Consider the following 18,783-nt stretch of genomic DNA (forward strand, 5'->3'; position numbering starts at 1 on the left):
CCCTCTCGGAGAAATACTCATGATCCTGCGAAAACTCAACCTGGCCGCGCGCTCGACGCTTTGTTTCGGCGTGTTCTGCCTGATGATCATTGCCTTGGGCTTGCTTGCCCTGCGTCAGGCAGCCGAGCTCAATGCGGCGGAAAAATTCATCGAGACCAATGTGCTTCCGAGCGTGAAACAGCTCGCATCGATCGATCGGGAGTTTGTCAGTATCCGCGGCAACAACGCCCGTGTGCGCAATCCGATTGAGCCGCAGGATCGAAAGACCAAGGCGCTCAGCGATATCCAGCAGTCGCGCTCGCTGATCGCCGGCTATTTTGACACGCTCGGCAAATTGATCGTGACTCCGCAAGGGCGCCAGGCCTTCGACGAATTGTCCCAGGCACAGGCCGGGTATCAGGTGGCACAGGATCGCTACCTCGCCTCGGTAGCCGCCGGCAATCTGGAAGCTGCAGTGGCAACTTCCAATGGCGAAATGAAAAGCGCGGCCGATCAGGTTGAAACCGGGCTGAAGAAACTCATTGGCGTCAACGACGCCAAAGCCGAGAAAGCCGGCGCTGCCGCTAACGCTGCCTATCAGCAGACGCTGTGGATGGTGGGCATTTTCATCACCGTAGGCGTCATCACCACGCTGCTCCTCGCCTGGATGTACACCCGCAGTCTGACTGGCCCGATTGGCGATTCGTTGAGTATCGCGCAACGCATTGCCACCAATGATCTGAGCCAGGACATCCCGCAACATGGCACTGACGAGGCGGCGAAACTGATTGCCGCACTCGCCACCATGCAGTCCAACCTGCGCAATGCCCTGACCCTGATCGGCGACTCCTCCACCCAGCTGGCTGCGACTTCCGAGGAAATGCATGCCGTCACCGAAGACGCCTCGCGCACCATTCTGCGCCAGACCAACGAGATCGAAATGGCAGCCACCGCCGTCAACGAGATGAGCGCGGCAGTAGAGGAAGTGGCCAGTAACGCCGCATCGGCATCTGAGGTGACCTCGCAATCCAGCACTGCAGCCATGGCTGGGCGCGCGCAGGTCGATGAGACCGTCACGGCGATCAACCTGATGGTCTCCAAGGTGCAGATCACCTCCACTGAGGTACAAGGCCTGGCCGTCATGGCGACGGATATCAGTAAGGTGCTGGATGTGATCCGTGCCATCGCGGAACAGACCAACCTGCTGGCACTCAACGCAGCCATCGAAGCGGCTCGTGCAGGTGAAGCCGGGCGGGGTTTTGCGGTGGTGGCGGACGAGGTCAGGGCGCTGGCGCATCGCACCCAGCAATCAACCCGTGAAATCGAACAGATGGTCGACTCGATCCAGACCGGCACCGGCAATGCTGTCAGCGCAATGGAGCAGACCAGCGTTCAGGCCCACAAGACACTGGAGATGGCCAATGGCGCTGGCAAGGCGCTGCTGGAAATCACCGAATCCATCAGCCAGATCAATGAACGCAACCTGATGATCGCCACCGCCGCCGAAGAGCAGGCTCAGGTCGCTCGAGAAGTCGACAGAAGCCTGGTCAGCATTCGTGATCTGTCCAGCCAGACATCCGAGGGCTCCAATCAGACGGCCATCGCCACTGCCGAACTGTCGACCCTGGCTTCAAGCCTGAACCGTCTCACCAAGCAATTCCGCGTTTAAGCCCCTCTGCCGGGAAGCTCGCTTCCCGGCATCTCCCCTTGTCGAATGGCCTTCCCTGATCTAAGTTGTACGACGACAGATGAATTCTGTCATCTGAGCCGGTTTCGCTCACCTTCAATAATCACAAGAAAAGGGATGAACATGAAAAAGCTGACACTGCTGATGGGGTTTCTGTGCCTGTTCACCGGTTACGTCGCGGCCTCGCCTTCCGACGAGACCGATGTCGCCAATGCCGTAGACAAACTGACACAAGCCATGTGGCACAAGGACATAGCGCAACTCGATGCGCTGACCGCCGACAACCTCACGTATGGTCACTCCAGCGGTACTATCCAGGACAAGAAGGCATTCATTGCGGACATCGAAACCGGCAAGAGCGCCTTCAATGACCTGAAGATGCTCAATCAAAAGATCACCCTGTCCGGCGACGTGGCACTGGTGCGCAATCACTTTTCGGCTCAGGCGGTGAACAGCGGCAAGCTTGTGCCGACTGAAATCGAGAACTTCCAAATCTGGCAAAAGCAGAACGGCCAATGGTTGCTGATCGGCCGTCAGGCATTCCGCTTCTGATTCCAGGTTACCAGCGCAGCGCCAGACGCTACTGCTGCGTGCCGAACATTGCCGTCCAGTAAATTCCTGCGTCACTTTTGGGGTCCATTGCGTAGGCTGCGCCCAGCTCGCGGAAATCCGGATTCATCAGGTTGGCGCAGTGGCCCGGGCTCAGCAGCCAGCCATCCACGACCTTGCGCGCACTGTCCTGGCCGGCGGCAATGTTCTCGCCCACCTGCTGACCCACATACCCGGCCAGTTCGGCGCGGTCGCCAGGCGTGCGGCCGTCGCGATCCTTGTGGTCAAAAAAGTTTTGATTGGCCATCGCCTGGGAATGACGTTGCGCAGCGGTCCCCAGCACCAGGTTCCAGGCCAGCGGCGTGGTAGCGGCGAAGGATTGTGTGCCGCACTGGCGTGCCTGAGTGCGGGCATTGTTGATCATGCCCAGAATCTTTTGCCCCTCTGCCTGCCAATCGCCAAGACGCGACGCGACCAGCGAGCGCGCCAGCACGATACGCCAGTCTCGCCCTTCGCGGCTGACCCCGATGTCGACGAATTGCGGGTCCAGCACCACGCGGCAGAAACTCTCCAGCACCGCCTTGAGTGCAGCGTCTGCATTGTTCGGACCGGACAGGCTTATCGCCTGGACAGTGACCATCGGATAGGAAGCACGGGTCAGCGCCTGTTGCAGGTCCAGATTGCCACTGGCCGGCAGCACCAGACGCGCGTCGCTGGTCAGCGGCGGCAGTTCCATGGACACCTGCTCGCCGCAGCGCTGCGCCTGGCCGCGATAGGCATTGAGGGATTCGATCAATTGCGTTTCGTCGCCGGCCAGCGCAGCACTGGCAAACACGCCAGAGCACAACAAGGCCAGAAAGGATATCGACACTCGCGGGAGCGACAGGCGCAGAAGGTAATGAATGACAGGCATGAAAAGTCTCTCTCGGGCTGAGTCCGCCTATGATGCGCGAAATGACCCGGTCGGGCGCAACGCCTTTTTTATGCCTGACCGGAATTTAACAACCGATCGGGCCCAGACGTGCGCCAGACAATGCCTCGTGAGGACGACTTACAGCTTGAAGTTGGCAACCAGTGAGTTGAACGAAGTGGCCAGTCGCGACAGTTCCTGACTGGACGCGCTGGTCTGGTTGGCACCGGCAGCGCTCTGGGTCGACAGGTCCTGAATATTGATCAGGTTGCGGTCTACCTCGCGGGCCACTTGGGCCTGCTCTTCCGAGGCGGAAGCAATGACCAGATTGCGCTCGTTGATGGTGGCTACACCCAAGGTGATTTTCTCCAGCGCCGCGCCCGCACGCAGGGCCAGTTCCTGCGTGTTGGTGGCCAGCGACAGGCTCTTGCCCATCGCCGCAACCGCGCCGTCGGCACCTGACTGCACGGTGCTGATCATGCCTTCGATTTCCACTGTCGATGCCTGGGTACGGTGCGCCAGGGCCCGAACCTCGTCAGCCACCACCGCAAAACCACGGCCCTGCTCGCCAGCACGTGCAGCTTCAATGGCGGCGTTCAAGGCCAGCAGATTGGTCTGCTCGGCGATACTGCGAATCACGTCAAGCACCTTGCTGATTTCCCGCACATGCCCGGCCAGCTCGGAGACAGCGCCAGTGGATGCGGTGATCTCGTGGACCATGGTGGTGATGCCCTTGACCGTGTGATCGACCTGACCACGGCCATCGACGGCATCGTCTGTAGCGGACTTCGACGCTTCGGAGGTGGACACCGCGTTGCGCGCCACTTCTTCCACTGCGGCAGTCATCTGATTGACGGCTGTTGCCGCCTGCTGGATTTCGTCGTTCTGGCGAGTCAGCCCGCGGGTGCTTTCATCGGTGACGGCGCTCAGCTCTTCGGCAGCGGAAGCCAGCTGGTCCGAGGCACTGGCAATCTGTTGAATGGTGTTTTTCAGACCGCCCTGCATATCGGACAGCGCGTTCAACAGTTGTCCGGCCTCATCGCCACTGGTAGAAACAATAGGCTGAGTCAGGTCACCGCCCGCAATGCGCTGAGCACTGGCGACTGCAACAGCCAAAGGACGGGTGATCATGCGGGTAATCAGCACGCCCAGCATGATCGCCACCAGAAACGCGATCACCACACCAATCTCCAGCATCAATACCGAACTGGCCTTCAGGTCGGCAGCAGCGGCTGCGCCTTCCTTGATCTGACGATTGTTGGAGTCGATCATGACGCGCATGTAACTGCGCACCTTGGTAAAGCTTTCCGAGGACAGGCTGTTCAACTGGGTCCGGGCAGCCTCGTAATTACCCGCCTTCATCAGGTCGACAACCTGTTGAGAGCCGGAAATGTAAGCGGGCAGCATCAGTTCCAGCTGGTCACCGGCGGCGCGCTCGTCATCTTCCAGAGGCGTGGCGCGGTAGATCGCGAACACTTTTTGCGCACGGGCCAGGTCATCACTCAACGCCTGACGAACTCGATCCTTGTCCGTTTCGGAGACACCGCCATCCTGCGCATCCAGCAAACGGTACAACCCGCGGTTGTGAGCGGTGAAGCTGGTCAGCGCTTCATTGGTGTTGCTGACCGATACAAGGTTGTTGGAGAAGGTCAGCTCAAGGGCGTTGGCCAGGCGGGTCACGCCCACCATTCCCAGAGCGCCGACGGCCAGCGTAATCAATGCACAAATGATGAAAGCAGAGAGCAGCTTGGTGGAAAACTTGGACTGACGCAGGACGTTCATGGGGCTTACCTGTTGCTGAATGAGGAGTGGTGTCAGTGCCGGAATGAGTTGATCAAACAGCGATGATGTCATAATGACTTCACCTCATTTGGATCGTTCCACGGCCTCCTCGCTTTTTGATAAAAAGGGCTTTGACAAGTCGCACGTGTGCAACTAATGCCCTCTATCGGTCCTGCCTCGTTCGCACGCTCTTCTTTAATCAGTGCAGCCGCAACGTTTGCGACACGCCGTCTGCCAGGCCATCATTGCCTAGACGTTGCTCGGCGAATGTTCTCGCTTCAAGGGCCATGCGGTCCAGATGGCGGTCGCGTTGCTTCTCCGCATCGACCATCGCGCTGTTGCCATGCTGTTTGAGCAAATAAGCGTGGATCTGCCGCACTTCCACCGAGTTGTAGATCGGCGCGATATCCATGACCGCAAGCAAGCCGTCAGTACCGTGATCACGCGTGTTCATGATGACCTGCGGACCACGCGCACCCAGCACCTGAAAACCCATCGCCTCGAAATACGCGACTTTGCCGACCACGCAATACAGCTCTGCGTGCGGATAGCGACTGGTCATTTTCTCCAGCATCGAGCGTGCGATGCCCTGACGGCGGTGGCTGTCGCGCACCGCCATGTAAGCTACGGCGCAGGCCTGCGGATCATCCTGCACAGGCAGGTACAGCAAAAAACCCAATACGGTTTCAGGGTCCTCGTCGTCCAGCGCGACGATCAGCTCCACGGCCAGCTGCTGCGAACCGTCCATGGCATTCAGGTACAGATGCACCTCGTACCCCACGCCGTACTGGTAAAGGTTGTACAGCGGGTTGCTCGGCGCGATGGCTACCAGGCTGATGTCAGTCACGTAATCGACGACCATCTGCTGGATCTGGCTACGGATGAATTCCGGCGGCGGGGTGTGTAGCAGCATGATCGTTGGCATGGGACAAGGGGCTCCATTAAAGAGGTGTGTCTGTACAGAATGTGGCCACATGATAGCGCGTCGAGGCATTCAAGGCCGATATTGTCATATTGCCAGCATTCTGCAGCGCGGCACCTTAGGCTCTGTACGAAAAGTGGCTGCGCTCGGTGATGCTTCGTTAAAAACAGGCTCGGAATGCTCATTTACAACACGTAGACTCCGCTTCCTCGCCTGTTTTTGCCTCGCCTGACCTTCGCTCGCCGACTTTTCGTACAGAGCCTAGTTACAACTTATACGATGACCTGGAAAAAGAATATCAAATAGCCACCTACTGACAAGATGGCCACAAGTATCAGTACGATCGTACCAGCGCACATCACGGCCATCTGTAGTGCTACCAGACAATAAAGCTGATAATGATTCACATTGACCTGAACACGGAGAAAAACAGCGTGTTTAATGACTGCCGACATGTAATAAAAATCAAATATTTTCAATGAGATGCATAACTAGCAAAGGCAGGAAAATATAACTTGATCCACCGCATATGAACGTGCCCTCAGTGCACCATATCAACGGGTACAAACATTCTTTACCGGGTCTACCTTTTGCCCGAGTATTTATCTCAATCGCCCCGATACATTTTTATAATCACTGTGTTTCCCTCACGCGCCTAAGATAACCCGGCCTACTAAAAATATGAGGGATTCAAAATGCCGTTATTAAACTGGTCCAGACACATGGTGTGTTTAACTGCAGCCGGTCTGATTACTGTTCCGACCGTTTATGCCGCTGACACCCTGACCCGCGACAATGGCGCCGTCGTCGGCGACAATCAGAACTCTCAGACCGCAGGCGCCCAAGGGCCTGTCCTGCTGCAAGACGTGCAACTGCTGCAAAAGCTGCAGCGCTTTGATCGCGAACGCATTCCTGAACGCGTCGTGCATGCCCGTGGCACCGGCGTCAAAGGCGAGTTCACGGCCTCGGCCGACATCAGCGACCTGAGCAAGGCGACCGTGTTCAAATCCGGTGAGAAGACCCCGGTATTCGTACGCTTCTCCTCCGTGGTTCACGGCAATCACTCGCCTGAAACCCTGCGCGACCCGCATGGCTTCGCCACCAAGTTCTACACGGCTGACGGCAACTGGGACCTGGTGGGCAACAACTTCCCGACCTTCTTCATCCGTGACGCCATCAAGTTCCCGGACATGGTCCACGCGTTCAAACCTGACCCGCGTACCAATCTGGACAACGATTCGCGTCGCTTCGACTTCTTCTCCCACGTACCGGAAGCCACCCGTACGCTGACCCTGTTGTATTCGAACGAGGGCACCCCAGCGGGCTATCGCTTCATGGACGGCAACGGTGTACACGCCTACAAACTGGTCAACGCCAAGGGCGAAGTGCACTACGTGAAGTTCCACTGGAAATCCCTGCAGGGCCTCAAGAACCTTGATCCCAAGGAAGTCGCTCAGGTCCAGTCCAAGGATTACAGCCACCTGACCAACGATCTGGTCGGCGCGATCAAAAAGGGTGACTTCCCGAAATGGGATTTGTACGTTCAGGTCCTCAAACCTGAAGAGCTGGCGAAATTCGACTTCGATCCACTGGACGCCACCAAGATCTGGCCGGACGTTCCCGAGAAGAAGATCGGGCAGATGGTCTTGAACAAGAACGTCGATAACTTCTTCCAGGAAACCGAGCAGGTCGCCATGGCCCCGGCCAACCTGGTTCCAGGTATCGAACCTTCCGAGGACCGCCTGTTGCAGGGCCGTGTGTTCTCCTACGCTGACACCCAGATGTATCGCCTTGGCGCCAATGGCCTGAGCCTGCCCGTCAACCAGCCCAAGGTTGCGGTCAACAACGGCAATCAGGACGGTGCGCTGAATACCGGCCACACCACCAGCGGCGTCAACTATGAGCCGAGCCGTCTGGAACCGCGTCCAGCGGATGACAAGGCGCGTTACAGCCAGCTGCCGCTCAGCGGCACTACCCAGCAGGCGAAGATCACGCGTGAGCAGAACTTCAAGCAGGCGGGTGATCTGTATCGCTCCTACAGCGCGAAAGAGAAGACTGACCTGGTGCAGAGCTTTGGCGAGTCGCTGGCCGACACCGACACTGAAAGCAAGAACATCATGCTGTCGTACCTGTACAAGGCAGATCCTGACTACGGCACTCGGGTAGCCGAAGTCGCCAAAGGCGATCTGAGCAAGGTCAAGTCCCTGGCTGCAAGCCTCAAGGACTGATGATCTGATACCCCGTCCCGGTGCTCTGTCGCCGGGACGGTTCCCGTCAGGAGAACGCTCCATGAAGCATCTGATCTATGGCTTGCTGCTGTTTTCCGCAGCCGCAAACGCCACACCACCGACACCCACTCCCACTCCAGCGCCTTCAGAGCTGAGCGCCGAACAGACTGCCAGCCAGCTGCGCACGCTGTTTTTCGACGCCTCCCGTGAAGGCAACAACCCGATGCTGGACACCTTTATCGAAGCTCATTACGACCTCAATATCCGTGACGAACAAGGCTATACCGGCCTGATTCTGGCGGCCTATCACGGCCATGAAGACTCGGTGATACGCCTGATAGACGCCGGAGCAGACCCCTGCGCCAAGGACAATCGCGGCAATACGGCGCTGATGGGTGCGATTTTCAAGGGTGAACTGAGCATCGCCAAGCGTCTGGTGCAGGCAGATTGTGGTGCGAACCTCACCAACAATGCCGGACAGACCGCCGCCATGTACGCCGCCTTGTTCAAACGCACTGAAGTGCTAAAGGAACTGACCGACAAGGGCGCAGACCTGAGCATTCGTGACAGCATGGGCAATGACGTGGAAGGCTTGTCCAAAGGTGAATTCCAGGCGCCGCCCACCCGCTGACGGCTGCTGGAATCAGTCTTCGCGCTCGATCATTTCGTAGATGCGGCTGGCAAACGCTTCCATGGTGAAGGGTTTGGTGAGCACCCACATGCCCGGATCCAGATGGCCGTTGCCAATGATGGCGTTCTCTGCGTACCCGGTGATGAACAGCACTTTGAGGTCGGGTCGAATGATGCGCGCAGCATCGGCCAATTGCCGGCCATTCATGCCACCCGGCAACCCGACGTCAGTCACCAGCAGGTCGATACGCGCATCGGACTCCAGCACCTTGAGCGCGGATGCACCTTCGCCCGCCTCGATCGGAATGTAGCCCTGATCCTCCAGCACTTCAGCCACCAGCATGCGGATGGTCGGCTCATCGTCAACAATCATTACCGTGCGCTCGGTCTGTGCAGGCGCCGATCCACAGGCATCTGCAGCCTCGATCTCTTCTGGCGCCCCGAGGTAATGACGCGGCAGGTACAGGCACATGTTCGTGCCCTGACCAGGCTCGGAATAGATGCGCACCTGCCCGCCGGACTGGCGCACGAAACCGTACACCATCGATAAGCCCAGCCCCGTACCCTGCCCCAGTGGCTTGGTGGTGAAGAAAGGGTCGAATGCCCGATTGATGACCTCGGGCGACATGCCTGTACCGGTGTCGCTGACACACAGCGACAGGTACTGCCCGGGGATCAGGTCGCGGCCTTGCGAACCGCGCTCGTCAATCCATCGGTTGGCCGTCTCGATGGTGATCCGCCCGCCTCGCGGCATGGCGTCCCTGGCGTTGATGCACAGGTTCAACAAGGCATTTTCCAGTTGCGGCGCGTCGATGAAGGTTGACCACAACCCGACCGAGGTCACGACTTCCAGAGTGATGTGCGGCCCGACCGTGCGCCGAATCAGCTCTTCCATGCCGATCACCAGGCGGTTGATGTCGACCGGTTTGGGGTCCAGGGTTTGCCGGCGCGAAAACGCCAGCAATCGATGAGTCAGTGACGCCGCACGTTTGGAGGCATCCTGCGCAGCCCCTAGGTAGCGATCCAGTTCATTGAAACGGCCCTGGCTCACCCGTGTCTTGAGCAGTTCCAGCGAGCCCGTGATGCCGGTCAACAGGTTGTTGAAGTCGTGGGCGATACCGCCAGTCAACTGGCCTACGGCTTCCATTTTCTGGGACTGGCGCAAGGCTTCTTCAGCCTGGCTCAGGCGCTCCTGCTCGCGCAGCCGTTCGCTGACATCGTAGGCAAACAGGTAAGCGCCAATGGCCTGCCCCTGAGCATTGCGCAGCGTGCTGTAACGTATTTCAAAATGGCTGGCCGGATCGTTCGAGTCGCTGAAGCTGACGCTTTCGGCGAACTCTTCGCCCGCTAATGCGCGCGTCCAGCGCCTTTCAAGATCAGCCTTGCTCTGCGGCCGGTCGTCGAGCAGGTCGAGCATACTGTCACCCACTTGCGGCCGGATGCCGAACAGGCGCTCGAACTCGCGCAGTGCCGCGCCATTGATGGCCATCCAGCGAAAATTGCAGTCGACAACATGAATGATCGCATTGGTGCCGTTGACGACATCGGCCAGCACATTGCGCTCGGCCACGGCTTCGACAATGCGCGCCTCCAGTGTCTCGTTCAGCTGCTTGAGCGCCAGTTCAGCGCGCTTGCGTTCAGTGATGTCTTGAAACAGCACAGCGACCTGCCGACGGCTGGCCGGCTCGATGCGAAAAGCGGTCAAGGCCAGATAGCGCCCGGTGGCCACCAGTTCGCGTTCAAAACGGATCGGCTTGCCGGTCCGCAACACGTCGCCGTAAAACTCCACCCAGCCATCGGCCTCCTCGCGAACCATCTCACGCAGCTTCTTGCCCACCACGTTGGAAATGCCGGCGTGGTACTCGTAGGCCGGGTTGGCTTCAACGTGAATGTAATCGCTCAGAGGACCGTGCGGCCCGTCAAAGAATTCAATGATGCAAAAGCCTTCATCCATGGCGTTGAACAGAAAACGATAACGCTCCCGGGATTGCGCCAGGGCGTATTCGGCCTCCCGCCCCGTGACGCTCAGGCTCTCTTTAAGCGAAGCGTTTTCCTGCTCCAGAGCCGCTAGCCGGCTCTGGAGATGCTGTAAATCTGTCGGGGTCAAAGCGGCGGCACCTGAGGCATTGGTTGCGCCGCTTTCCCGTCATGCGGGGCGGCACGAGCACGCTACGAGAAAAACCACTCGCATGCAAAAAATAATGGCGTTTTGAGCTCGTAAATTGTCGGTTCTCGCCAGACCAGAGCGAGAGACGATTTGGTGAGCAGCCTTCACCAGCACAGAAACTTACCCTGCAGGACCGCTCCCATCGCCGCAGCGATGTCAGTTCGATGTTGAGGCTGCGGCATGCAGGCGCAGCCATTGGTCTGCGACTTGCCCCATGTTCTTGGGCTCGCCATTGTTGATCCACGCCATGAATGGCCGATCGAACCTGAACGACGGCCCGCACTGCAAGGTCATGAAGCGCCTGACGTTCTGCGTATTCCGATAGGTGTCATCCACCGGCGTGTCGCGCGTGATGAGGTCGGAGTGCCAATCGAAAGCCATGCCTTATTCCTTCTGCTGTCGGGCTGCAGGCACTCTTTATAGCGGGATTCTGGTCCAGTCGCGAGGTTTGGAAGGGCTTGTGGCGTACAGGAAATTGCGCAAACCCGCCTCACTCCCCCGCAAACGGTACCAGCGACTCCAGCAGCCACGCCCCCGCAGGCCCCAGACTGCGCTGGAACGACCAGATGACGTCCACCGCCGAGCGCCGTGGCCAGCCTGAGACTTGCAGTTCTTTCAGCAGTCCGCCCGAGTATCGCGACACCAGCCAGCGCGGCAATGCCGACCAGCCAAACCCGAACGCAGCCATGTCCATCAACAGCAGGTAATTGGGTGCCGACCAATGCCGATGGCCGCTGGTGGGCAGGTCGTCAGTGGGGATGCTGTGCTCGATCAGCGTATTGAGGCGCAAGGCGCGATAGCGGGCCAGCTGTTGGTAATCGACCCGTTCCAGCGCGGCCAGTGGATGTTTGTGCGACACGAACAGCCCGAAATCGGCACTTTCATCGATGGTCGCGTGACCGATTTCCGGTGGATAGCTGGCTTGTGCCGACAGCAGCCCCAGTGAGGCCCTCCCCGACTGCACCAGGCTGATGGCGTCGCCATGCTCGGCGAACACGCATTCCATCTCCAGCTCTGGAAAGCGTTGATCGAGCTCGGTCATCAGCCGTTCGAAATCGGCAAACTGGTTGGCATCCGACAGCACCAGCGTCAGCCGTGGCTCGACGCCTGCCGCAAGCCGCGCAGCCGCGCGACGCAGCCGGTCCGAGGCGCACAGCAGATCATCGACACGGCCCAGCATGACCCTCCCCGCTTCGGTCAGGACCGGTTGCCTGGAAGAGCGATCGAACAGCTCCAGGCCCAGATCGATTTCCAGGCGGGCGATCGCTTCACTGATGGTCGATTGACTCTTGCCCAGCCGGCGTGCGGCGGCGCTGAACGAACCCAGGGCAGCAATCTGGGCGAAGGCTTCCAGGGCTTCGGGTGAATAACTCATGGCACTCTCAAATCGGTTTAACCGATGGTATTGATTTTCAGCTTAACGCAAACACCGATGATAATGCTGCCATCAACCAGCACCAAGGGCAGCGTAGTTATGAGTAACAGCCAACCGCACATTGACCAGCACCCCGGCGTCGCCAGCAAAACCCTGCGTGAGCGGGCACTGCATGCCGCGCTGTTCGAGGTCGGCGGCGTGATTCTGGTCGCACCACTGCTGGCCTGGCTGATGAACCAGTCACTGGCGATGATGGGCGCCATGACGGTGATGATCTCGACCATCGCCATGCTGTGGAACATGACCTACAACACGCTGTTCGACCGCCTGCGCAAGCGCTACGGATTTTCCATGAGCCTGACGGTCCGCGTCCTGCACGCAACGGGTTTCGAAGCCGGACTGATTCTGGCCGTGGTGCCGCTGGCCGCCTGGTGGCTGACGATCAGCCTGATGGAAGCGTTCTGGCTGGACATCGGTCTGCTGCTGATGTTTCTGCCTTACACCCTGCTGTTCAACTGGGCCTACGACACACTCCGTGAGCGCCTGGTGCAGCGACGTCTGGCAAGGTGCGAGGTGTGATGCATCACGCACATGCATACGGTGCATCAAATGTTCTCACTGGATAATCAAATCCTCGTCATTGCACACTGTCCCCCACTGACCCAGGCAAGGACACCCTTCGATGACAACTGAAGTACTCAAACTGGCGGCGTTCAGCGATGGCGATCGCGGTGGCAACCCGGCAGGTGTGTGGATTGGCGATGCGTTGCCCGATGATGCTGTCATGCAGCAGATTGCCGCCGACATCGGCTTTTCCGAAACGGCGTTCGCTGCGCCTGTCGAAGGCGGCTGGCGGGTGCGGTATTTCTCGCCGCTGGCAGAAGTACCTTTTTGCGGGCACGCGACCATCGCCCTGGGCGCAGCGCTGGCGGCACAGCAAGGCGATGGCGTGTTTCAGCTGACACTCAATCAGGCGCAGATTACCGTCGAGGGCCACGCGCAGGGCTCGCTGACGTCGGCGGCGCTGCAATCGCCGCCTACCTTCAGTAAGCCGATCAGTACGCCGGTGCTGGAAGAAGCCCTGGCGCTGTTCGGCTATAGCCATGCCGATCTGGATGAGCGCATTACCCCCGCGCATATCAATGGCGGTGCCGGGCATCTGCTGCTGGCGCTGAACAGCCGGGCCAGGCTCAAGGCCATGCGCTACGACCAGCAGGCGGGTCACGACCTGATGGTTCGTGAAGGCTGGGCAACGATTCTGCTGGCGTGGGCCGAGACCGATCAGTTGTTCCACACCCGCAACCCGTTTGCGTTCGGCGGCGTCTACGAGGACCCGGCCACCGGTGCGGCCACAGCAGCACTGGGCGGCTATCTGCGCGATATCGGCTGGCCGCATGGCGGTTTGATAGACATTATTCAGGGCGAGGACATGGGCAGCCCATCGCGCCTGCGCGCCGAAATCCCGCAGCAACCGGGAAGCTCGATCCGGGTGTCGGGGATGGCGCGCAGGTTGTAATACCGATCAGGTCCTGAGCTTGCTGCCGCCGATCGCCACGCCTACCAGCATCACGGCGACGATCATGAACGCCAGTTCAAGGCTGCTGACATGGGCGATGAAACCGATTGCCGCAGGACCGATCAGAATCCCGGCGTAGCCGACTGTGGTAATGGCCGGGATGGCCACGCTTTCAGGCATGGTCTTCTGCCGACCGGCTGCGCTGTAGCAGACCGGCACGATGTTCGAGCAACCCGCCCCCACCAGTGCATACCCCAGCAGCGCAGCCTGCCAGAACGGGATCAATGTCGCGACGGCCAGGCCCGCCGCGGCACACAGTCCGCCGAGAATGATCACTCGAGTGGAGCCGACCCGTTTTACCACTGCATCGCCAAACAGCCGTCCCAGGGTCATGGTCGCGGCGAATACCGCATAACCCAGCCCGGCATAGGAAGGCTCGACCCCCCGCAACGAGGTCAGGAATACCGCGCTCCAGTCGAGCATCGCGCCTTCGGCCAGGAATACGGTGAAGCACAGCAGGCCGATAAACAGCACCACGCCACGCGGAATCGCAAAGGCCGGTCCATCGGACGGACTGCCATAGGGCAATAGATTTGGCGCCGCTTTCGCCAGCGCGGCCAGGGTCAGCACCACCACAATCAGCATCGCAGCAAAAGGCGAGATACCCAGGCTGAGCAGGCCGGCGACACCCGCCGCACCGACAATCCCGCCGAGGCTGAACAGGCCGTGAAAACCCGACATCATCGTCTTGCCGCTGGCGCGCTCGACAATCACCGCCTGCACGTTGGCCGTGCAATCCACTCCGCCCATGCTCGCACCAAACAGAAACAGCGTGGCTATCAATAACGGCAGACTGGAAATCGTCGCCAGCAGCGGCAGGCACAGGCAGATCAACAGCGTCGAACACACCAGCAGGCGCCGACAGCCAAACCGCGCCGCCAGTGCGCCCGCCAGCGGCATCGAAATGATCGAGCCCACCCCCAGGCACAACAACAAGAGCCCGAGTGTGCCCTCATCAAGGCCCATCCGCTGTTTGACGTAAGGCACCAGCGGCGCCCACGAGGCCACGCTGAAACCGGCAATGAAAAACGCGATACGCGTCGAAGACTGTTCCGCCCGAGCCTTGGCATCCTGGGCTGCGGTGCTGAAAGAGGTCATGCATGCTCCTTGTAATTTGCCGAGTACGGTCACACCGACCAGCGCGACAGCCTAACAAAGCTGATCGATTAGCCAAAACCTCTGATGCACTTAAAGGAGGCTCGTTCCATCGCCGTGCGGGGGACGTCTGATTTGCAGCTTTTTGCACCTCAGGCCAGTAGACTGGCGAGCACGCGCACCAGACAGGTGCGTAATCTGTCGAATCAGCTGTTGCGGAGGCCGTTGTGTACAAAGGTGTGGTGCTGTCGGTCCTGGCGTCTACGCTGTTCGGGGTCATGTATTTCTATACGTCACTGATGACCCCGCTCGACGGTGAAGAAATCTTTGGCTGGCGCATGCTGCTCACCGTGCCATGCGCGACGCTGTTCATGCTGGTCAGCGGTGACTGGCGGCGAGTCCGCGAAGTGGCTGTCCGGCTCAGGCAGCAACCGCTGCTGATCTTCGCCCTGCTGCTGTCTTCGGTGCTGCTCGGTGCGCAGCTGCTGATCTTCATGTGGGCACCGCTGCACGGGCGCAGTCTGGAGGTATCGCTGGGCTATTTCCTGCTGCCGCTGAGCATGATTCTCACCGGCCGCGTGGTGTATGGCGAGCACCTCTCCTACCTGCAGAAAGTCGCTGCGGTGTTTGCCATGATCGGCGTGGGGCATGAGCTGTGGCGGCTGGGCAGTTTCTCCTGGGAGACCCTGCTGGTCGCGGGCGGCTATCCGCTGTACTTCGTGCTGCGTCGCAAGCTCAAGACCGATCACCTCGGCGGGCTCTGGTTCGACATGCTGCTGATGCTGCCCATCGGCCTGTGGTTCATCGCCCACGGCCATCCGCAGGCCATTCAGCAGGCACCGCTGTTGTACCTGCTGATTCCGCTGCTCGGGGTGATCAGTGCCTCGGCGCTGGTCAGTTACATTCTTGCCAGCCGCCTGCTGCCGTTCAGCCTGTTCGGGCTGCTCAGTTATGTCGAGCCGATCCTGCTGGTCGGCGTCGCCCTGCTGCTGGGCGAAAGCATCAGTCGCGATGAATGGCTGACGTACCTGCCGATCTGGCTGGCCGTGGTGGTCCTGATGATCGAAGGCGCCAAGCATATGCTGGCCCAGCGCCGCCGGGACGCGAGCTGAGCGTCAGGACTCGGTGAAACGCTCCAGCTGCATTTCCTGAAGTCGACTGAGGGTGCGCCGGAAGGCAAACGACAGGTAGCCCTCGGTGTACAGCTCGTCCATCGGCACCGGCGCTTCGACATACAGCGGAATGCGCCGGTCATAGCACTCGTCGACCAGCGCGATGAAACGGCGCACGCCATCATCGTTGGGCGACAACTGCGGCAGCTCGCGATCGCCTGCGGTCACCTGCTCGACGCCATCCTCGGTGCCGCGGGCAATTTTCGCTTCGCGCTGTGCGGCCCCCAGCAGCGGCACCTCGCTGAGCAGAATCACCGAAAAGCGATCGCACAAGGCGATGAAATCCATGGCCGCCAGCGGCTGTTCGCAAAGGTCGCGATAGCGGCACCACACGGCCGTGTCGGAATGCTGAACCACGTTGATGCTGCGATAACCGAGCATGACCTGCGAATCGTGAACCGGCTGATCCGCGCTCAACGCGTCGAAGATGCCCTGCAAGGCGCTGGGTCGACCGGCTTCGGCAATCCAGTAACGCTGATGCAGTTGCCCGGGGTGCAGCCGGTGATCCTCGCCGCCGTCGACCGCCACGACATCCATGTACTTGAGAATGGCCGCAACCGCTGGCAGGAAGCGCTCGCGATTATGGCCGTGGCTGTATAACTGCTCCGGTGGCTGGTTGGACGTGCAGACCAGCACCACACCCTCTTCGAACATCACCTGCAGCAGCCCGCCGAGGATCACTGCGTCGCCGATATCGGTGACGAACAGCTCGTCGAAACACATCACCCGCACGTCACGCGCCAGCTCCCTGGCGACCACAGTCAGGGGTTGGGAAGTGCCCATCAACTCGAACATGCGTTTGTGCACCCAACGCATGAAGTGATGAAAATGCTGACGCCGGGCCGGTACGCTCAGGCTCTCGAAAAAGCGGTCCATCAGCCAGGTCTTGCCACGCCCGACCGGTCCCCACAGATAAACGCCGCGTGCCCGACCGCGAGCGTCGGCAAGCCCCTCGTAACACGCCTGCAACTGCCGGGCGGCCTGCAATTGCGCCTGGTCGGGTTGAAAACCACGCTGGACGGCACGTTCGTAGGCCTGCAGAGGAGAGACGGCATCCATCAGGTACACACCCTTCGCTATCGGAGAAAAGACATCCAGCCTATACGAGGCTGCGTCGCGCAACGCAACTCATCAACTCAACTCAGGCATGCTGCACGCCGGCACGCTTGAGCAGTCGCTTGCAGCGCTCGGACAGGTGGACCACACGCAGATGCTTGCCCGCTTTGGCGTAACGCTCGCGCAGGGTCTTGAGCGCAGCGATGGCCGAGTAGTCGACAAAGCTCAGGTGGCGGCAATCCAGAGTCACCTGAGTCGGGTCTTCGGCCGGGTTGAACTGGTCGAGAAACGGTGTGGTCGAGGCGAAGAACAGCGTGCCATGCAGGTGGTAGACCTTGCTGCCATCCGCTTCGACATGGCTGTCGGCGTACAGCTCGCGAGCCTGCTGCCAGGCGAAATTGATCGCCGCGATAATAATCCCGAACAGCACTGCGGTGGCCAGATCGGTCAGCACCGTGACCACGGTCACGGCAATGATCGCCAGTACATCGTTGACCGGCACCTTGCGCAACACACGCAACGAGGCCCAGGCGAAGGTCTGCTGGGCGACCACGAACATCACTCCGACCAGTGCCGCCAGTGGAATGCGCTCGATCAGCGGCGAGAGAAACAGCACGAACATCAGGATCATCAAGCCGGCGACCACGCCCGACAGCCGACCGCGGCCGCCAGAACTGAGGTTGATCACGGTCTGGCCGATCATCGCGCAGCCGCCCATGCCGCCGAAGGCACCGGACACCACGTTGGCAGCGCCCAGTGCTACACATTCGCGATCCGGATAACCACGGGTTTCGGTGATTTCGTCGGTCAGGTTCAGGGTCAGCAGGGTTTCCAGCAGACCGACCAGCGCCATCAGAATGGCGTACGGGGCAATGATGCGCAGGGTCTCAAGATTCCACGGAATGTCCGGCATGGCGAATACCGGCAAGCCACCGGCAATGTGCGCCATGTCGCCTAACGTGCGGGTCGGCAGGCCGAGCAGGTACACCGCCAGCCCGACGCTGAGGATGGCCACCAGCGCTGGCGGCGCAATGCGGGTCAGGCGTGGCAACAGGTAGACAATCGCCATGGTCAGCGCCACCAGCCCGAGCATGACGTACAGCGGCGTACCGCTGAGCCACGATTCACCGACCTTGAAGTGCTCAAGTTGCGCCATCGCAATGACGATCGCCAGGCCGTTGACGAAGCCCAGCATCACCGGATACGGCACCAGCCGCACCAGTTTGCCGAGCCGCAGCAAGCCGAACAGGATCATGATCAGACCGCCCAGCAATACGGTCGCCAGCAAATACTGCACGCCCTGCTGAACCACCAGCGCGACGATCACCACCGCCATGGAACCGGCCGCACCGGACACCATGCCCGGGCGCCCGCCGAACAGCGCGGTCAGCGTACAGATGATGAACGCACCGTAGAGTCCCATCAGCGGATTGAGATGGGCCACCAGCGCAAAGGCGATGCACTCGGGCACCAATGCAAAAGATGTGGTGAGGCCTGCCAGGACTTCGGCACGTATACGAATCGTTTTCATGGGTTACCTGAGCGGCGCTCCATGGAGGAAGCGCAAAAAAGGGGGCATATTACGCAAACCTTTGACGACCGACCACCACGGTGGGGCTTCCAGGAAAGCTCTCTGATGATCGGCCCATGCCCCA

The 18,783-nt window shown here is 60.0% G+C and carries 16 protein-coding genes and 1 pseudogene; 7 read left to right on the plus strand and 10 right to left on the minus strand.

What is annotated here, in order from left to right:
* Positions 1–19 precede the first annotated feature (19 nt).
* The gene (locus tag KBY02_RS20055) at positions 20–1,648 is read left to right on the plus strand and encodes a methyl-accepting chemotaxis protein (RefSeq protein ID WP_011268376.1); all 1,629 of its coding nucleotides are present in this window, start codon (positions 20–22) and stop codon (positions 1,646–1,648) included.
* 141 nt (positions 1,649–1,789) lie between these two features.
* Positions 1,790–2,218 carry a nuclear transport factor 2 family protein gene (locus KBY02_RS20060; protein WP_032607810.1) on the plus strand — a complete coding sequence of 143 codons (429 nt, stop codon included), beginning with the start codon at positions 1,790–1,792 and terminating at the stop codon, positions 2,216–2,218.
* Positions 2,219–2,246: 28 nt separating this feature from the next.
* Here the strand turns inward: KBY02_RS20060 and KBY02_RS20065 are convergent, their stop codons facing one another.
* The 4 genes and pseudogenes from KBY02_RS20065 to KBY02_RS20075 form a co-directional block, all read right to left on the minus strand.
* The gene (locus KBY02_RS20065; protein WP_024642587.1) at positions 2,247–3,128 is read right to left on the minus strand and encodes a CAP domain-containing protein; all 882 of its coding nucleotides are present in this window, start codon (positions 3,126–3,128) and stop codon (positions 2,247–2,249) included.
* A 138-nt stretch (positions 3,129–3,266) separates the two neighbouring features.
* Positions 3,267–4,130 carry a methyl-accepting chemotaxis protein gene (locus tag KBY02_RS26625; protein WP_404944258.1) on the minus strand — a complete coding sequence of 288 codons (864 nt, stop codon included), beginning with the start codon at positions 4,128–4,130 and terminating at the stop codon, positions 3,267–3,269.
* Positions 4,125–4,979: pseudogene (locus KBY02_RS26630) on the minus strand (MCP four helix bundle domain-containing protein); the annotation flags it as partial. The gene KBY02_RS26625 and the pseudogene KBY02_RS26630, both read right to left, overlap by 6 nt.
* Before the next feature lie 127 nt (positions 4,980–5,106).
* Entirely contained in the window at positions 5,107–5,832 is a 726-nt protein-coding gene (locus tag KBY02_RS20075; RefSeq protein ID WP_003403793.1) for a GNAT family N-acetyltransferase, read from the minus strand.
* Positions 5,833–6,551: 719 nt separating this feature from the next.
* Here KBY02_RS20075 and katB point away from each other — a divergent pair.
* Together katB and KBY02_RS20085 are read left to right on the plus strand one after the other, a co-directional pair.
* Complete coding sequence (katB, locus tag KBY02_RS20080) at positions 6,552–8,057, plus strand: catalase KatB (RefSeq protein WP_024638661.1); 1,506 nt, start codon at positions 6,552–6,554, stop codon at positions 8,055–8,057.
* A 61-nt stretch (positions 8,058–8,118) separates the two neighbouring features.
* The gene (locus KBY02_RS20085; protein ID WP_003403801.1) at positions 8,119–8,688 is read left to right on the plus strand and encodes an ankyrin repeat domain-containing protein; all 570 of its coding nucleotides are present in this window, start codon (positions 8,119–8,121) and stop codon (positions 8,686–8,688) included.
* Positions 8,689–8,700: 12 nt separating this feature from the next.
* Here the strand turns inward: KBY02_RS20085 and KBY02_RS20090 are convergent, their stop codons facing one another.
* The 3 genes from KBY02_RS20090 to KBY02_RS20100 all read right to left on the minus strand — a co-directional run bounded on the left by KBY02_RS20090 (position 8,701) and on the right by KBY02_RS20100 (position 12,229).
* Positions 8,701–10,794, minus strand: coding sequence for a PAS domain-containing sensor histidine kinase (locus KBY02_RS20090; RefSeq protein ID WP_225650706.1), 2,094 nt, complete (start codon positions 10,792–10,794; stop codon positions 8,701–8,703).
* A gap of 216 nt (positions 10,795–11,010) precedes the next feature.
* Positions 11,011–11,235: a DUF6434 domain-containing protein gene (locus tag KBY02_RS20095; protein ID WP_060408931.1), complete on the minus strand. Its 225-nt coding sequence runs from the start codon at positions 11,233–11,235 to the stop codon at positions 11,011–11,013.
* 109 nt (positions 11,236–11,344) lie between these two features.
* Positions 11,345–12,229, minus strand: a complete 885-nt coding sequence (locus tag KBY02_RS20100; RefSeq protein ID WP_003403808.1) for a LysR family transcriptional regulator — start codon at positions 12,227–12,229, stop codon at positions 11,345–11,347.
* Positions 12,230–12,328: 99 nt separating this feature from the next.
* Between KBY02_RS20100 and KBY02_RS20105 the strand changes: the two genes are divergently transcribed.
* The gene (locus KBY02_RS20105; protein WP_003403809.1) at positions 12,329–12,808 is read left to right on the plus strand and encodes a multidrug/biocide efflux PACE transporter; all 480 of its coding nucleotides are present in this window, start codon (positions 12,329–12,331) and stop codon (positions 12,806–12,808) included.
* A gap of 103 nt (positions 12,809–12,911) precedes the next feature.
* A complete protein-coding gene (locus tag KBY02_RS20110; RefSeq protein ID WP_024642582.1) occupies positions 12,912–13,745 on the plus strand; it encodes a PhzF family phenazine biosynthesis protein in 834 nt (277 codons plus the stop codon).
* Positions 13,746–13,751: 6 nt separating this feature from the next.
* Here KBY02_RS20110 and KBY02_RS20115 read toward each other — a convergent pair whose 3' ends face one another.
* On the minus strand, positions 13,752–14,903 hold the full coding sequence (locus KBY02_RS20115) for an MFS transporter (protein WP_003403811.1): 1,152 nt from the start codon (positions 14,901–14,903) through the stop codon (positions 13,752–13,754).
* A 224-nt stretch (positions 14,904–15,127) separates the two neighbouring features.
* Here KBY02_RS20115 and rarD point away from each other — a divergent pair, with 224 nt between their 5' ends.
* Complete coding sequence (rarD, locus tag KBY02_RS20120) at positions 15,128–16,012, plus strand: EamA family transporter RarD (protein WP_003403812.1); 885 nt, start codon at positions 15,128–15,130, stop codon at positions 16,010–16,012.
* Positions 16,013–16,015: 3 nt separating this feature from the next.
* Here the strand turns inward: rarD and zapE are convergent, their stop codons facing one another.
* Positions 16,016–17,131: a cell division protein ZapE gene (gene zapE, locus KBY02_RS20125; protein WP_004410979.1), complete on the minus strand. Its 1,116-nt coding sequence runs from the start codon at positions 17,129–17,131 to the stop codon at positions 16,016–16,018.
* 82 nt (positions 17,132–17,213) lie between these two features.
* On the minus strand, positions 17,214–18,659 hold the full coding sequence (locus KBY02_RS20130; protein WP_024651404.1) for a SulP family inorganic anion transporter: 1,446 nt from the start codon (positions 18,657–18,659) through the stop codon (positions 17,214–17,216).
* Positions 18,660–18,783 lie beyond the last annotated feature (124 nt).

This window comes from Pseudomonas sp. P129 (genome assembly GCF_020312195.1).
In the GTDB taxonomy this organism is placed as follows: domain Bacteria; phylum Pseudomonadota; class Gammaproteobacteria; order Pseudomonadales; family Pseudomonadaceae; genus Aquipseudomonas; species Aquipseudomonas fragariae.

Coding starts and splice junctions, on each gene's coding strand:
- katB (WP_024638661.1), top strand. CDS start 6,552: ATGGTGTGTTTAACTGCAGCCGGTCTGATTACTGTTCCGACCGTTTAT.
- KBY02_RS20065 (WP_024642587.1), bottom strand. CDS start 3,128: ATGCCTGTCATTCATTACCTTCTGCGCCTGTCGCTCCCGCGAGTGTCG.
- KBY02_RS20115 (WP_003403811.1), bottom strand. CDS start 14,903: ATGACCTCTTTCAGCACCGCAGCCCAGGATGCCAAGGCTCGGGCGGAA.
- KBY02_RS20055 (WP_011268376.1), top strand. CDS start 20: ATGATCCTGCGAAAACTCAACCTGGCCGCGCGCTCGACGCTTTGTTTC.
- KBY02_RS20110 (WP_024642582.1), top strand. CDS start 12,912: ATGACAACTGAAGTACTCAAACTGGCGGCGTTCAGCGATGGCGATCGC.
- KBY02_RS20060 (WP_032607810.1), top strand. CDS start 1,790: ATGAAAAAGCTGACACTGCTGATGGGGTTTCTGTGCCTGTTCACCGGT.
- KBY02_RS26625 (WP_404944258.1), bottom strand. CDS start 4,130: ATGCAGGGCGGTCTGAAAAACACCATTCAACAGATTGCCAGTGCCTCG.
- KBY02_RS20095 (WP_060408931.1), bottom strand. CDS start 11,235: ATGGCTTTCGATTGGCACTCCGACCTCATCACGCGCGACACGCCGGTG.
- KBY02_RS20075 (WP_003403793.1), bottom strand. CDS start 5,832: ATGCCAACGATCATGCTGCTACACACCCCGCCGCCGGAATTCATCCGT.
- KBY02_RS20100 (WP_003403808.1), bottom strand. CDS start 12,229: ATGAGTTATTCACCCGAAGCCCTGGAAGCCTTCGCCCAGATTGCTGCC.
- zapE (WP_004410979.1), bottom strand. CDS start 17,131: ATGGATGCCGTCTCTCCTCTGCAGGCCTACGAACGTGCCGTCCAGCGT.
- KBY02_RS20130 (WP_024651404.1), bottom strand. CDS start 18,659: ATGAAAACGATTCGTATACGTGCCGAAGTCCTGGCAGGCCTCACCACA.
- KBY02_RS20085 (WP_003403801.1), top strand. CDS start 8,119: ATGAAGCATCTGATCTATGGCTTGCTGCTGTTTTCCGCAGCCGCAAAC.
- KBY02_RS20105 (WP_003403809.1), top strand. CDS start 12,329: ATGAGTAACAGCCAACCGCACATTGACCAGCACCCCGGCGTCGCCAGC.